General features: G+C 39.1%; 10 protein-coding genes and 1 riboswitch. All 10 genes read right to left on the minus strand.

The annotated features are described in order from the left end of the window. Positions 1-86: 86 nt before the first annotated feature. The 10 genes from K0R93_RS12225 to K0R93_RS12270 all read right to left on the minus strand — a co-directional run bounded on the left by K0R93_RS12225 (position 87) and on the right by K0R93_RS12270 (position 15,527). Positions 87-1,832 (minus strand): tetratricopeptide repeat-containing diguanylate cyclase, encoded by a 1,746-nt coding sequence (locus K0R93_RS12225; RefSeq protein WP_300301670.1) that lies wholly within the window; start codon positions 1,830-1,832, stop codon positions 87-89. A gap of 133 nt (positions 1,833-1,965) precedes the next feature. Further along, positions 1,966-3,192, minus strand: a complete 1,227-nt coding sequence (locus K0R93_RS12230) for a Ger(x)C family spore germination protein (protein WP_300301673.1) — start codon at positions 3,190-3,192, stop codon at positions 1,966-1,968. Next, complete coding sequence (locus K0R93_RS12235) at positions 3,182-4,291, minus strand: GerAB/ArcD/ProY family transporter (protein WP_300301676.1); 1,110 nt, start codon at positions 4,289-4,291, stop codon at positions 3,182-3,184. The genes K0R93_RS12230 and K0R93_RS12235 overlap by 11 nt, the downstream gene beginning before the upstream one ends. Further along, positions 4,281-5,867: a spore germination protein gene (locus K0R93_RS12240; RefSeq protein WP_300301678.1), complete on the minus strand. Its 1,587-nt coding sequence runs from the start codon at positions 5,865-5,867 to the stop codon at positions 4,281-4,283. Before K0R93_RS12240 ends, K0R93_RS12235 begins: the two co-directional genes overlap by 11 nt. Before the next feature lie 161 nt (positions 5,868-6,028). After that, complete coding sequence (locus tag K0R93_RS12245; RefSeq protein ID WP_300301681.1) at positions 6,029-7,762, minus strand: ABC transporter ATP-binding protein; 1,734 nt, start codon at positions 7,760-7,762, stop codon at positions 6,029-6,031. Positions 7,763-8,144: 382 nt separating this feature from the next. Then, entirely contained in the window at positions 8,145-9,851 is a 1,707-nt protein-coding gene (locus tag K0R93_RS12250) for a hypothetical protein (RefSeq protein ID WP_300301682.1), read from the minus strand. A gap of 29 nt (positions 9,852-9,880) precedes the next feature. Beyond that, positions 9,881-11,125, minus strand: a complete 1,245-nt coding sequence (locus tag K0R93_RS12255; protein ID WP_300301684.1) for an S-layer homology domain-containing protein — start codon at positions 11,123-11,125, stop codon at positions 9,881-9,883. Between the two features lie 168 nt (positions 11,126-11,293). Continuing rightward, the gene (locus K0R93_RS12260; RefSeq protein WP_300301686.1) at positions 11,294-12,184 is read right to left on the minus strand and encodes a TasA family protein; all 891 of its coding nucleotides are present in this window, start codon (positions 12,182-12,184) and stop codon (positions 11,294-11,296) included. Between the two features lie 205 nt (positions 12,185-12,389). Further along, the gene (locus tag K0R93_RS12265; RefSeq protein WP_300301688.1) at positions 12,390-12,953 is read right to left on the minus strand and encodes a signal peptidase I; all 564 of its coding nucleotides are present in this window, start codon (positions 12,951-12,953) and stop codon (positions 12,390-12,392) included. A 155-nt stretch (positions 12,954-13,108) separates the two neighbouring features. After that, positions 13,109-13,192, minus strand: a riboswitch (cyclic di-GMP riboswitch). A 319-nt stretch (positions 13,193-13,511) separates the two neighbouring features. Then, positions 13,512-15,527: a sensor histidine kinase gene (locus K0R93_RS12270; protein WP_300301690.1), complete on the minus strand. Its 2,016-nt coding sequence runs from the start codon at positions 15,525-15,527 to the stop codon at positions 13,512-13,514. Positions 15,528-15,582 lie beyond the last annotated feature (55 nt).

Raw genomic sequence — 15,582 nt, forward strand, 5'->3', positions numbered from 1 at the left:
TCATTCACCAAATACCAGCTGGTTTGCCTTTGTGGCCTATGGGCGGGGAAACCCGCGCCCCTACGCACCTTAACCTCAATCTTACTTTATATCTCTACGCCACATACCCGATTGCGTCCTTGGTCTTTCGCATGGTATAATTCCCGATCAGCGGCCTCGATCAGTTCATAGATGCTGCTTTCCTTTGACGGAACTACATTGGCTACTCCCATGCTAATGGTAATATTCCGTCCCGCATGGGACTGAGGATGATTAATCTCTAAGTTTTCAATGGCTTCCCGCATTTGCTCCGCAATCACAATGCTTCCTGCATAATCAGTGTTCGGCAAAATAATGGCGAACTCTTCACCGCCATGTCTCCCGATAAAGTCCGAAGAACGCTTCAATGTATTGGTTAAGGTCTTTGCCACATCTCGCAGGCAATCATCACCCATGGGATGTCCAAAATAATCATTGAAATTTTTAAAATGATCCACATCCACAAATATCAAAGATAAGGGTACGCCCTCCCGCAAACACCGATTCCATTCCTTTTCTAAGGTATTGTTAAAACTCCTTCGGTTCGGTATCCCTGTTAACTCATCAACAAAGGACATCCGCTCCAGTTCTTTATTCACCTGCTCTAAACGTTCCTGCAGCTCTTTTCTTTTTAAAATTTCTTTTTGTAATTCCTTATTGATGGCTTCTAATTGTTCTGCTTTGCTTTCAATGTCTTCATTCTTCTGCTTCAACTCAATATTTTTTAAAAGATTAATCTCCGATTCTTTCTGAATTTTATCCACCTGATATTCTATGGTTAAAATCTTCAATTTTTCCTCAAGATTATCTGTGATAACCTTCTTCTCCATATCACGGTATATTTTATAGTGGTATAGGGCCTGGGCCAAATCCCCTCGTTCCTCATGATACTGAGCCAAATATGCATGTACCGTATAGATCTTCTTATTGGCAGTCGCTTCTTCTGCCATCGTTAGCGCCTTTTGAAGAAAATCAAGGCCTTCTTCATATCGTCCTTCTTTTGCATAGTAGCTTCCTAAATTCAATAAAACATCCACCTGATAAAACTTATTCTCATACTTTCTTAATATATTCAGACTCTGAAGATAATACTCCAGTGCGATCTCCTTTTGTCCAAGCTTCTCATAGACTTGTCCAATGGTGTTCAGCACTTCCCCTTTGCTGATATGATCACCGATTTTCTCACTGATTTTCAGGCTCTCTTCATAGCTATTTAAAGCATTTTCATTTTGTCCAAGGCTGTTGTAGATATGACCGATATTCATACGGATGACAGCCACATTGTAGATCTTATTAATTTTCTCGCTAATTACAAGGGCTTTATTATAATTCTCCAATGCTTCTGAGTATTTTTCCAACTCTCGGTAGATTTCTCCGATATTATTCAATGTACTAGCCTGCAGCTCCTCATTTTGAATCTCCTGAGCAAATCTCAAGCTTTCTCCAAAGTACTCCAATGCCTGCTCATATCGACTAAAATAAAAATAGTTTATTCCCACAAGGTTTAATGCCCGCATCTCACCTTCCCGATCTCCAAGTTCTCGAAAAATAGTCATGGCATCCAATGCATTTATCATACAACCATCATAATTGGACAAACTCCGGTTTGCATAGCTCATCATCAAAAGACTTCTGGCTATGCCCCACGTATAGTTTCTTTTCTTCGCCAAAGCATAGGCCTGTTCTGCCAATGCCAAGGCCCTCTTTGGGTTTCTGATATTGATCTCCTTGGAAACATTGTTTAGCCGATCTACTTTTTCTTCATTCTCCGCAGTACATATCCCCGCTTCTATCTCACTTAAGTTAGAAGTCATCCTATTTTCCCCCTGTGTACTTAAAATTACCCCGTATCCTAAATATGACAATCCATTAATAGTATATTACATAAAACATGATTTGAAAATTCCAAAAATATAATTTCTGTAATTGAGCCTTTGTTCTATACCATCATTTCATGGTGCCGATTTGTTTTATCTCAGCCTTGAAATTGACGATGGGCTCTACTTGCTTAAAGAGTTCCTCCCAGTTGCCCTCGATTTCAGCCCAATATCTAGGGTCATACTTTCTCATAATTCTGTTGAAGTGAAAGATATCTGCTCCAAATTCCTTTTGAACATATTTTATAGTACTTGTCATCCTTCTTTTCATATCTACCTCTACTTTTTTCTCTACCACCTCAATAAAAGATTTGTCGAGGGCAACATCATGATGTCCTTGGAATTTTTCTGACATGTTAAGGGTAGCTTCAGCATCTATTTTCATTTTGATGCCATCGTCCTCTATGATTGGCGTTACCTTAGTCTTTGCTTTTATTACTTCTAGACTTACAAGTCCTCCTCCCTCCTTATCCTCTGGCATATTGACTACTACTAACCCTCCCTTTACTGAATCCCTAATCCACTTTAAGCTGATGGTATCAATTTCTCCTAACCATCCCACCATCTTATCTCCCTTGAAAACAGCACTCCCCGCATCTTTGATTTCATCTTTCGAGGAGGTGACTCTCGGGAGTACAAAGTCCGTTTTTGTATGTATGCTTTTTGAAACCTCCCCTAAATCTGTCACATGCAAAATTCTGGAGGTTTTTTCTGCATTCATAGGTAATCTTCCTAAATAAACACTGGGAAAATCAGAAATTCTTGGCTGTACATCTAATATGTACTTTGCTTCATGGGGTGTAATGAAAATTCTTGTTCTTCTTCTCATCTCATGGTCCCTAAAAAACATATCTAGAATCTGACTTAACCCCTCTTTGGCCACATCTTCATTAATAATAATAGCCTGTAAATGTTCATAATAAGGTGGATAATCGAGACGAGTGGAAAATTCTCTATTGACCTCCATAAAACTGTTTCCTCGTATGGTCAAGTCCCAGGTTACTTCTTCCCCACTACCACCGCCGCTTCCAGCACCCGATGGTTGATTTCTGGCATTGGCGAGGATAGGTACTTGTATGGTATAGCTATATTTAGGTTGTCCTTTTTGAACTGGCATTTCTTCCATATCTCTTTCACTTAAATATTCGTCCATTGACTCCTGTCCTTTTGGAAGCGGTGATGCTTTGTCTATGGCTATTCCTAAAACATAACCCCTCTCTTGTATTTCCTGATTGTCCCAGCATCCTGTAAGAAAATATACTGCCATAAGTAATAAAATAAGCTTCTTATTTTTCACCTTTTTTCTTCCTTTCCTTTAGAAGGGTAATCATGACAATTGCTGGTATAAAGCCAAGTATCAACACTCTACCAAGGATCTGAATGTACTCTCTATATATCTGCTGCTCAATTACATCCTTAGGGAGAAATGCAAATGCAGCCAATACAATAATTTGCACATAACGACTGAATCGATCCTTTAGGGTACCTGCTTTTGTTTTAAAGAGTGCCCGGGTATTTAGATAGCTGGAATAAAATGATAATACCAATAGCATAAATACGATAATGATCCACATGGTAATAAGAAGACTTTCTACCCTTTCAAACAATTGAACCTCAACCTGGATAGATTTGATCAATGTAATGGTTGGATATAATAGCCATGCCATTTCGTCATCTCCAAAAACAAGCACACATAGAAATACAATGGCTGCATATACGATGATAGGAATACCTACGCCCACAACAATCCACTTTTTTACGCTTTGAGGTTCTTTAAAATAAGGCATGATATATGTAAGGATGGTAAATCCATAAAATGCGTCCAGAGCTGGAATAGTACCTTTTATGATAGGCATAACACCTAACCCAAATGGGTTGATAAGGTTTGTTTTGTCTATCTTTGTGATGGGCAATAACAACAGGATAGATATCAGTAACACTAGGACTGGAAGTAGTATATTGATTAAGGTGGATATGGACTTCAGACCATTGTCAAAGGCATAAAAGGATACACCTATCATAATAATCACGATGGCATAAAAAGGCGTCTCTGGTAGGAGGTACAATTTTAATGTATCTCCAAACAATCGGAGTCCCATCCCAGCTGCTCCCAGTATATGTATGCTTATGGCAAATATCCCCAATGTCCCGATATATTTTCCAAAGGTAATCAAAACAATTTCTGAACCATTTTTTCCAGGGTACTTGATACCAAACCAATACATCATAAAAGATAGAATCAATGTGATAAAACCAGCCATCAAAACTGAAACCCATGATCCCAAGTCCATCCTTGCTGCCAATATTCTAGGCAAGGTCAGTATCCGTACACCAAAAATAGACATAATCAAAAATGTTGCCATGTCTATACTGCTCAGTTCAAATTTATTTTTCATCTTGATTCTCCCCACTACTTTTATTGTTGACCTGTCTCACAGTATCTTGGGGCTTCAAAAGCTCTGGTCGGTCCTTCATCAAAGAGGCAGGTACTTTAACCATCGTATCCTTTAAATCCCTTAGTCGATAGGGTGAGAAGTCCTCAAAATAGCCTACCCCGAAGGTCTCGATAGCTGACATGTGGGATAATATGGCAAGAGCTAACATAACAATGCCAAAAAAACCGAAGGTTGACCCTGCAATGATGAAGGGTATTCTTAGGGTTCTGGTGGTAAGATTGGCATTATAGTTTGGCAGTGTAAAGGATGCTATGGCCGTTAAAGCTACAATAATCGTAACGATAGGGCTTACCAAGCCTGCTTGTACAGCGGCTTGTCCGATGACAATTCCACCTACGATACTTACCGTTTGTCCAATGGCTTGGGGAAGTCTTAGTCCTGCCTCCTGCATAATTTCTATGACCGATTCCATAATAAACACCTCCACAAAGGTAGGAAAAGGCAGCGCTACCCTGGTGGTGGTAATGGCCAATGCTAATCTAGGCGGAAGCATACCAGGGTGAAAATTGGTGATTGCCACATAGAGTCCCGGCAAACTAGCTGATAGAAAATAACAGAAATACCTTGTGAATCTGACCAAACTAGCAACCAACGGTCTAGTATAATAGTCATCAGATGCATCCAAATACATAGAAAAGGTAGATGGAACCAAAACTGCAAAGGGAGATCCATCAACCAAAATGGCAATTCTGCCTTCGAAGATCGCTGCACATGCCTTATCTGGGCGCTCTGTATTCACCGATTGAGGAAATATTGTCCATTTTCGTTCCTCAATCAAATACTCTAGCTGGCTGCTATCCAGGAGACTGTCCACATCCACTTTTTTTATTTTTTCTATGACTGACTGCGCAAGGCCGTCCATGATCACGCCTTTTAAGTATACGACTGCAACATCTGTCTTGCTTCTTCTTCCCACCTTGAGCATCTCGATGGCCAAGTTCGGATCACGAATTCTTCTTCGAATAGATGTAATATTGTTTTGCAAGGTCTCAACAAAGCAATCCTTAGGCCCCTGCACATTTGCTTCTGTGGTGGGCTCACTGATTCCCCGGCTCTCCCATCCCTTACTGCCAATGATAAGCCCTCTGTTTTGACCTTCAAGGAAAAGAAGGGTATCACCCGATAACAGCTGCAGCACCAGTTCATCAAAAGTCTCTGCTTCTTTGATTTCTGCTGCCGAGATAAAACTATCCCGGATCTCTTCAAAGGATAGCCGTCTCCCATAGTTCTCTGGCGCCATATCTATCAAGATAGGCTTTATGAGGTGTTCGTTTACCACATTTCTATCCACCATGCCGTCTACAAAGACGATCATAAGATTTTGCTTGGTTGCCCGGATGGTTATATTTCTGATGATAATGTCCTTTGTATGGGTGAATACCTGCTGAAGATAATCTCTATTTTCTTTTAAGCTTTTAGAAACATATCTCTCCTTAAATTCCTCGTATTGAAATAGCTTATCTTTTTCTACAGCCTTCTTTCTAAACACTCCCTTGATTTTATCTATCAATCTCATGCAATCATTCCCCACATTATATAGATACAATTCTATTTTCCTCATGGTAGCCATGTTTTATGCCTTGATAAGCTCAAAAGAAACCAATCCTGAAGTACACTGTAGGGAACGATGCCCTCATCGTTCCGAAAAAGAAAAACTCCTGAAAAAAATCAGGAGTTTTACGCAATATCTGGAATGAAGCCATCAAATTGGGCTTTATATAATCGGGAATAGATTCCCTCTTTTTGAATCAATTGATCATGACTGCCTTCTTCCACGATGCCTTCGTCCGTAAGTACCATGATTCGGTCAGCCCTTCGGATGGTTGCCAGTCGATGGGCAATCACAAGGGTCGTTCTATTCTCAGAAAGCTGAAACAAGGATTCTTGAATCACTTTTTCTGTCTCGTTATCCAGGGCAGAGGTTGCTTCATCCAGGATCAAAATCGGTGGATTCTTCAAAAATATCCTGGCAATGGAAATCCTCTGCTTTTGTCCCCCAGAAAGCTTTACGCCCCGCTCGCCGATATACGTATCATAGCCATTTTCCAACGCCATGATAAATTCATGGGCATTGGCCCTCTTTGCTGCCTCCATAATTTCTTCGTCAGTAGCGCCAATTTTACCATAGGCGATATTCTCTTTCACTGTTCCAGAAAACAGGAACACATCCTGCTGCACAATCCCGATGTTCTCTCTTAGAGATCGCTGGGTAATCTTTTGGATATCCATATTATCAATCTCTATCTTTCCATCGGTGATCTCATAGAACCTTGGAATCAAACTACATAGGGTTGTCTTTCCTCCCCCAGAAGGCCCTACAAAAGCCACAGTCTCCCCAGGCTGAATCTCTAAGCTTATATTTTCCAACACCTTTGCCTTATTGTTATAGCTAAAGGTCACATCGCGAAAATTAATCTTTCCCTGTACCCTGCCCACTGCCTTGGCATCGGCATCATCTTTGATATCGGGATCTATATCCATGGTTTCCGTAAAGCGATGAAACCCTGCCATTCCTTTTTGGTAGTTCTCCACAAAGGCAGTAATTCTTCGGATGGGCTGCAGGAACATGGAGATATAGAGTAAAAATCCTACCAATTCCCCCATGGTTAGCTGTCCGTAGTAGTAGAAAATCCCACCAAACACAATGACCGCCAGATTAATAATATTTGAAAAAAAGTTAATCCCAGAGAAGAACTGCCCCATGACTTTAAAGGCATTCTCCCTGGACTTTCTAAAATTTGCATTTCCTTCTTCAAACTTCTCCTTCTCATACCACTCATTGGTGAAGGATTTTACTACCCTTACCCCAGAGATGCTGTCTTCCACCTGGGCATTGATATCCGCTACCTTCAGTCGCATATCTCGGAAGGAACTCTGCATCGCCTTATTTTTGCTAATGGCAAACCACAGCATGATAGGAATCAAAGCAAATACAATCAAAGCCAATGGCAAATGGATCGTAGCCAGGATAATGAATGATCCCAACAAGGTTACCGCTGCAATAAATATATCCTCAGGTCCATGGTGAGCCAGCTCTGAAATTTCATTCAGATCGTTTACCAATCTAGACATGATATGACCTGTCTTGGTGTTGTCAAAATAGGTAACAGACAGCTTATGGATATGGTCGAACAAATCCTTTCGCATGTCATATTCCATCCGTACCCCTAGCACATGACCATAATAATCTACAATATAATTGAGTAACCCCCGGGCAATGTATAAAACAAACAATCCCAATCCCGCCCATAAGATCACTGGAAGATTTCTCTGGGGCAACAGATCATCCACCATTTGTCTTACCACAATGGGAAAAACCAAATCCATCCCCGCCATGACAAAGGCACAGCCAAAGTCTAGGAAGAATAAAGGCAGATGGGCACGATAGTATTTTGAAAATCGTTTTAGCATAATATTTCACCTTCTTTGAATAATGTTTCGTTTATCTAAATATCAACTAGAATATTATACCATATTTTTCTATTCGCTACACTTTTCCAGCGTACTAATTTTATTTTCATCATTCTACGATAATCTTTCTGTATAAAAAATGCATCTAACGATGCCTTCGCTAGGGGAACCTAGTTCCCCTTCGACGGCTGCTAAGCAGCCTGAGCACCCCTCTGACTACGGCATGGGAAACTTCCCCTGCACCCCTGATTTTATATTGTAAGATATTCCAAAATCCTTATACTGCTTCTTCTTACTAAGGCTGATACTAAACAAAATCTATACTTTCTTATACAATAGAAAAATCTGAAAGGTTCTACTGACCTTTCAGATTTTTTAACGATTATTCTTGTGGAAGATAAGTTTCCTCTTCATCTTCCTTTTTGATAATATCTAATTGGATATCCGATTTACCATCATTATAAATTACCTCTGGTTGTTCCTCTGTATCATCCGCTTCAGTTGTTTCAGTCTCAGGAACTGTATTCAAGTCCTCGGATTCTTTAGATGTCTCAACAACTATTGGGTTTGTCGTCTCGGCTCTTACTGGTTCCTGGTTTTCCCCTTGTTCTGTAGCATCTTCTTCAGGTTCTGTAGACTCTTGCTGCTGATCCTCTTGGGCCTCGTTAGCTGGTATTGTAACATCTATCGGTTCACCTTGTTCTGCATCTGTCTCCCCAGTATCAGGTAATTCTGGCACTTCCTCTGTTGGTGTAGTATCTGCTGAATCAGTTCCTTCCGTATCTTGCTGCGTATCCCCTGGCTGTTCAATAGGGTTTTCTTCCTCTTGTGGGGGCATCTCACCCACTAGGTCTGAAGGCTGCTCTACTTGTGTTTGCCCATTGCTTGCATCTGGCTGTGACGTAGTTGGTGCCTCTGTACCAGTGGATGGTGCAGTAACAACAGGATTACTTACGTTTCCAATCGCACCACCTGTAGATGCTTGACTTCTTAACATGTCAATTTCTTGCTCCATAGCTATGAGCTCTTGCGTTAGGTATTGATTTTCACTAATTAGGGAATGAATGTCCCGTTGGTATTCTTCATTTTGTAGTTTTAATTTATCGACCTGAGCTTGTAAATCTTCCTTTTCACTCAGTAGTGTTTCTTTTTCAACTTCTAGCTCATTCAGTTGAATACTTAGCTCTGCTTCTATTGTCTTCAGTTGAGCGATTTCCTGTATTTTCTCATTTAATTGATGCACGAGATCTACTACTACATTATAGATGTCTTGTAGATATTGGGATGCCTTAGGAATAATAATATCTAAAATCTGTTTTTGTTCCTCTGTGATGGCCAACGGACTGATGGGTACTTGAATTATTTCATTTTCCGCTATATCATCCTCTATTAGCGTAGTATTGAATGCCCTTAGGGATATTTCTTCACTACCTAAGTCTGCTGTTAACAGATTAACGAGTTCCTCTTGAGACTGTTCTTCTTGGGTCCAGTTTGCCTCTTCCCAGGTTTTCTCTTGAGCAATATCGGTAATAAATCTCGTAATCTGTGCATCCCACTGGGATGAATCCGTTATATTTTTACCTAATGCTTGATCTCTCAAATATTTCCCTGTGAAGGTAATGTCTATCTTTTCATCTATAAATTCGTTGAGATACTTTACATAGATACTCCCTTTGATTATATCTCCGTTTTTTAATAAAGAGAATTTGCTTTGATCTACACAAATTTTGATATTGGCTTCAGCAATATCATTTCTTTTGACACGTATTGGATTGATATGAATAATATATTCTGCGGCTTCCCCTTCTACTGCAAAATATAGAATAGGCTCATAAAAATCCAATTTTTCTGAATCTGCTCCCTTAAGTGTAATCTTTGTGGGATTCTCATTGCTAGGTGTTACAGCAAGTTCTGTAAAGATATCCGACGTGGATGCAGCACTGACCTCTATACTCCTACTCAATGTACTGCTAAACCACGAGTAGGTGTCCATAGTTCCCATTAGAGCCATGCTTACCAAAAATCCTGACAGAAGACAACATATAACGCGAAACGTTAGAAATCGAATACTGTTCTTTTCTTTATTCACATTTTCACCTCCTTCTCACAAAGTCCTCCTTATTCATTTCTTGTGTGTTGCTCATGATATCCCAAAAGCTTACAGATCATCACAAAGGCCTCTGCCCTAGTGATATCATGCTGAGGCTTAAAGGTATGGTCAGGATATCCCAAAATCACTTCATTGCTTACAGCCGTCTTTACATATTCTAACGCCCAATCCGATATTCTATCCCTATCTGTAAATGTTAAAGCCCTTTCTATTTCAGCCTCCTTGTCAAAGCCTCGCATCAGTACCGTAGTCATTTCCTCCCTAGAAATCTCTTTTCCAGGTCTAAATATTTTTCCTGGATAGCCTTTAAATATACCCTCTTCTGTGGTTGTTATGATGTAACCCCTTGCCCAGCCCGGAATAGGATCAAAGTATCCTGAGAAAAACTTATCTTGCTCCTCTAGCTTCAACGCCTTTCCTATAAGTACTGCTGTCTCTGCTCTAGTAATTTTTTCATCAGGCTTGATAGATCCATCTGGATATCCTTGGACAATATCATGCTCTACCAGAGTCACAATACAATCATGGGCCCAATGCCCACCGATATCTGGAATAATATCTACAGGCTCTTCTTCAAATACTGGTTCATCTTCATTGTCTTTGTCATCCTCTGGCTGGTCTGAAACAGGATTCTCATGGGCATTGATGACAAAGTCCACCGTTGCCCTTACGCCCTGCAATCGGTTGTCTGCCTCTTCTTTCATTTGCACAGTATATTCTAAGTCTATGAATTGATTCTTATTTATACTAAATTGATCTAGTAAAGATAAATTTGCACCTTTTCTTCCTGCAATATCTTCCTGATATAACATTTCTAGAAAACTTTTATTGTAGATTGTATTTGATATTAAAAAATTCGGAAATATACCCTTTTTAATCGTTAACTTCATGCTTTCAGCAAAGTATTCCCGTAGGCCTTGATCAGAAACAGTTACATAGCTTTGCCCCTCTAGCCTTTTAAGGCTCATTCGCAATGCAAGATTGTCTACTTGTATCCTTTGAGAGCCTCCATTATATATTCTCAAAATACCACTCCGGCTTTTTCCAGGTGCCCAAAGCCCTTCTGCGACATTCCCTTCACTTTTAAAGATAGGATTTCCTAGGGTATTCTGATTATCATAAAGGTTAAGTATCACGTTGGGTTCTTTTTCTGCTCCATATGTAATAGTGCCTATTAATTGACTAAGTAATGCTACAAATATTAAGGCTATGGTCAGAATAGATGTTATGGCCTGAATATATCTTTTTCCCATTCCTTTCCCCCTCCCCTCTTTTATAAATTCTAGAAAAACTTAGATTCTAAGTACTTCTGGAATTTATAAATTTTTATAGATAGCCGAGCTTTTGCTCGGCTATCTATATGATTTATTTATGCTTTTTTTGCACTATTCATAAACTTGAAAAATAAACAATTATTGTTTCTACTGAACTTCAAACTTAATCCAATCTAAATAATAATCATTTTCAGGTCCTAGTCTTAATCCAGCCCAAACTTCTTCTGCAGCAGTAACAGTTACTGTGCGAGTTTCACCTTTTGGAACATTTACTAGATTGTATGATTCTCCTATTTCTTGATCTTTTAATTCTCCACCCTTAATTATTGTATCTGCCCATTGGCCCCTAGTTCCTGCTTCTCCATCTACTCTGTAATCAAAAGCATATGCACCTGTTGTAGGATTTACAAATTCAAATGTAATCTGATTTCCAGCTACTGTATAGTTAATGTGCGGTCTGTTTAAACCTGCATTTGTAGCATTTTGACCTGAGTCTATAGTCTTAACAAGTGCGTATGTATCCCAACCAGTCCCATTATTTTCAATTTGAGTTGCGTCAAATACAAAATTAAAGCTATCTAGTAAGTTTTGATAATTATTATCTGCAGTTGTAGGAAGTTTAAATGTGAAAGTAACGTCTTTATTTCCACCTGCTGCAATTGTACCTAGTGAAACATTATTAAAACTATTAATTCCTACATATTCACCGCCATTAACCTTAACTTGTATATTATGTTGTCCGTTATACAATAAAGTGTTGTTATTAGATGTAGCACTTACCTTGAATTGGAATGGTATTGTACCAGTATTTTGAATGTTTATAGTTTTTTGTTGTTCCCAGCCTGGATATATATTTCGAACATCTACTACATTTTCTGCTACTTTATTAGCTCCTGGGCCAGTTATTTCTAATTCACCAGCTTCAAAATAGTTATTCTGGCTAGTAGCTGTGCTTGTAAACCATGCATAGGTTCCCATACCGATACCAAACATCATAACACCGATTAATAAAATGCTTAATAAAACCTTTTTATTCATTCCTAAATCCTCCTCAAATATTGTTTTTTTCTTTCTCTCTGTGTGATACAATAAACTAATAAGTATTTTTTTCTTTACTTCTTGGGTGATCTTAGCGGAGATACCCATTTTTTCTTTGCCTTTTTCTCATACTCCCCCCTATCAAATTATCTTTTGGCCACTATCACCAAATATGCTCTAACCATTAGTCCATCTTCTATTCCAGCTATACATCCATAGGATTTTTGGGATTGGTTTTATTTCCCTTGCCCAATTCCATCCATATGTTTTTTAGCTCAGAAGCAATCAATAAAAATATAGGTACAATGATAAACAATATAAAACCCTTTGGACTTCTGGCAAAATTTGCGATGTATCCGCCCTTTGGGATATTGAATGCCAAACTTCCTAACAATTGTTCGTTAGTTACCAGGGCATGATCCTCCGTATTGTTGGCGTCTCCTTTGGTTCTAAAGCTTAGTTCCCCATTCTCCTGTATCACTTCAACCACCCTATGGGTGACCAAGGTACTTTGATCTACCCGATAGGTGACCACATCTCCAACTTCAACTTCTTTTGTTTCAATCTCCTTAACAAAGATCATATCTCCTGGCTCTAATAGTGGCATCATACTGCCTGTCAAAACAGACATAGGTTGGTACCCCACAATATTTGGTATATAACCTGGATCTTTCTTAGACTGAAACATGGTAAATATGGCAAATCCAATAGCTACTACTAAGACAGCAGTTAATATATTCCCTGCCCATTTTAAAACTGCCCTTATCATCTGTTCTTTTCCCCCTTAGCATAAAAGATTACGTCTCTTCATCGGTTTAAATTATTACCTTATTTTTCCTTAATATACATATTGCTCTTCATTTAAAAACTCATAAGCTTATATTGGCCATAACCAATAAAAAACCGCTCCTAATGCAATCATCTATGCATAAGGACCGGTTGCACTACTTACTCCATACATTCCAAGTGCCCAAATACAGAATGTACTTCACAGTTTTCCACACAGTTGTATGTTGTCATGCCACACTTCCCTTTCTAATTATAAACAAGCTTTTTCCAGAATAAACCAAAATTGCGTTGTCGATTTTTATAATCTTTCTTCAAATTTTTTCATAGTTGTATAAGGTCACTTATAATTCGATTCTCGAGTATTTTCCAAAAAATAAACAGAGAATCCTCGGATTCTCTGTTTACAATTGCTATACCATTTTTCTGTTTTTTTCTGCTGTAAATTTTGTCAATAATATTTTCTATTTATCGGTACTTAAAATTCATTGTTTATTCGTATTACTTTATTTAGCATCCCTATACCTTTCCTTTAAAACGCCTATGCAGAATAAATATCTGCAAACTCTACATTGACTCTTTCTATGAGGCTTTGTCTCGTGCGGTCTCCCTTTGTTTGATTAATATCTTCTTCCAGCACCCATACAGGGAATTCGAGGATAAAGACACTTCCCTTGCCCTCTTCGCTTTCACATGAAATACTGCCTCCCTGCATCTCCACCAAGGATTTTACCAAAGAAAGTCCTATACCGCTTCCTTCGTGGTTTCTTGTAAGAGATTTATCCACCTGCCGAAATCTCTCAAAGATCATCTGCTGCTTATCCTTTGGTATACCAATGCCTGTATCCCTTACAACAATCTGTATTCTATCTCCTTTATCATAAATATGAACCTGGATTTCTCCACCTGACCTTGTAAATTTCACAGCATTGGACAGAAGATTTAGCATGATCCTTTCCATGCTATCAGGGTCACAGGCCACGATTTTTTCTTCCACATCTGTATCGAAGGTGAGGTTCATTCCCTTCCCTTCCACATAATCCGCCACCGATAGTGTTATATTCTCTACTACACTGATAATATCATGATTTGCCAAATGAATTTGAAAATACCCTGAATCCATCTTGGTAATATCAATCAAGTTATTCACCAGTCGCAATAGTCTGTTGCCATTTTGTTTCATCACATGTAGATATCTATGGAACTTTACGCGCTTCTCTTCATCTACGCATTGTTCTCCCATGATTTGAAGCAATTGCTGGGTGCCCAATATGACATTCAATGGGGTTCGCAGCTCATGGGATATGTTGGCGAAAAACTCCGTCTTCACGATATCATATTCTATGGCCTCACTAAGGAGCTTTGTATTCTCCTCCACATTTTTCTGTAACGCCTCTGCTTGTTTTTTTGCACTGATATCCTGTACAAAGACTAGAAACATATGCTTGTCTCTATAGGGAATGGTTGTTATCGTCACCTCTACATCCACCGTGCTACCATCCAACCGTCGAAGACTTCTCTCAGCTAAGTACAAAAACCCACCTCGTTGATTCAAAAATGCTATGTGCTCTTTCATTTTTCCTTGACCTACTTCCTCTTCGATAAATGAAAGAATATTTCTTTTTAACACCTCATCAGAAGAATCAGCCCCTAGAAGTCTTACCCCTTCCTGATTCACAAAGTCCAACTTGTTTTCATCATGAATAAATATAGCAATGGGTGAAAGATCTATCACTGACCTATATCGTTCTTCACTTTCCTTTAACGCTTGTTCTGTCTCTTTTAGCTCAGTAATATCTTTTACATATGCTAGAAATCCTTTTGGATTATCAGTTTTATCTGTAATCAATGACGCATTTAGGTATACCCATTTGATCTCTCCATTTTTAGCAATGTATCTTTTCTCTATTTCAATAGATTTTATCTGTCCTTTTGACACTTGTTTAAAAAGCCTCGCTTCCTTTTGTAGATCATCCGTATGGGTAATATCTTTAAAGTTCATGGTGAGCAATTCCTTTTCTGTATAACCCACCAGTTTACAGAAGCCAGGCTGCACCTTCGTTATTTTTCCATCTAAGCTGCTTTGTATTGCCATCATCACGGCATGCTGCTCTGCCCGATCCAGATCCCCTCGCATTACCTGTAACGCTTTGTATTTTGTTCCAAAAATATGATGTAACAAGCCTACAGAACCTGCTATGCCATACATGCCGAAATGATTGATCATCAGTTCCAGATGGGCCTCCTTTCCCAAGGCCCCTGTACCCTCAATGCTAAACAAGAAACAATAAAGCAGGCTTAATCCTACACTTATGCCTCCCATCCACAATCCACCTATAGAAAAGGTATAAATAATAAGCAGCGCTAGCACTACTGTGATATCAATCCTCATATTGGTTTCTGAATAAATTAACTGAGTTAGCAACATCGCACATATGGTAAGGATTGGGCCGCTGCCATACTTTAGTAACTTCCTTGTCGGTATAGTCTCATCATTCTCCATCTTTCTCTGTTTTGCTGTTAGCCACTCCCTTGCTGTCTTTCCCATTTTCAGCATGTAATTTAGCCCCCGCTCTATTTTTTCTTGCATTTCAAATAAGCTTATGTTATTT

It is taken from the genome of Anaerosolibacter sp. (assembly GCF_029240175.1).
GTDB lineage: Bacteria > Bacillota > Clostridia > Peptostreptococcales > Thermotaleaceae > Anaerosolibacter.

Bases quoted from the DNA above. Each gene is read 5' to 3' on its own strand.
- K0R93_RS12270 (WP_300301690.1), bottom strand. From the start codon at position 15,527: ATGCTGAAAATGGGAAAGACAGCAAGGGAGTGGCTAACAGCAAAACAG.
- K0R93_RS12255 (WP_300301684.1), bottom strand. From the start codon at position 11,125: ATGGGAAAAAGATATATTCAGGCCATAACATCTATTCTGACCATAGCC.
- K0R93_RS12235 (WP_300301676.1), bottom strand. From the start codon at position 4,291: ATGAAAAATAAATTTGAACTGAGCAGTATAGACATGGCAACATTTTTG.
- K0R93_RS12260 (WP_300301686.1), bottom strand. From the start codon at position 12,184: ATGAATAAAAAGGTTTTATTAAGCATTTTATTAATCGGTGTTATGATG.
- K0R93_RS12240 (WP_300301678.1), bottom strand. From the start codon at position 5,867: ATGAGATTGATAGATAAAATCAAGGGAGTGTTTAGAAAGAAGGCTGTA.
- K0R93_RS12245 (WP_300301681.1), bottom strand. From the start codon at position 7,762: ATGCTAAAACGATTTTCAAAATACTATCGTGCCCATCTGCCTTTATTC.
- K0R93_RS12265 (WP_300301688.1), bottom strand. From the start codon at position 12,953: ATGATAAGGGCAGTTTTAAAATGGGCAGGGAATATATTAACTGCTGTC.
- K0R93_RS12225 (WP_300301670.1), bottom strand. From the start codon at position 1,832: ATGACTTCTAACTTAAGTGAGATAGAAGCGGGGATATGTACTGCGGAG.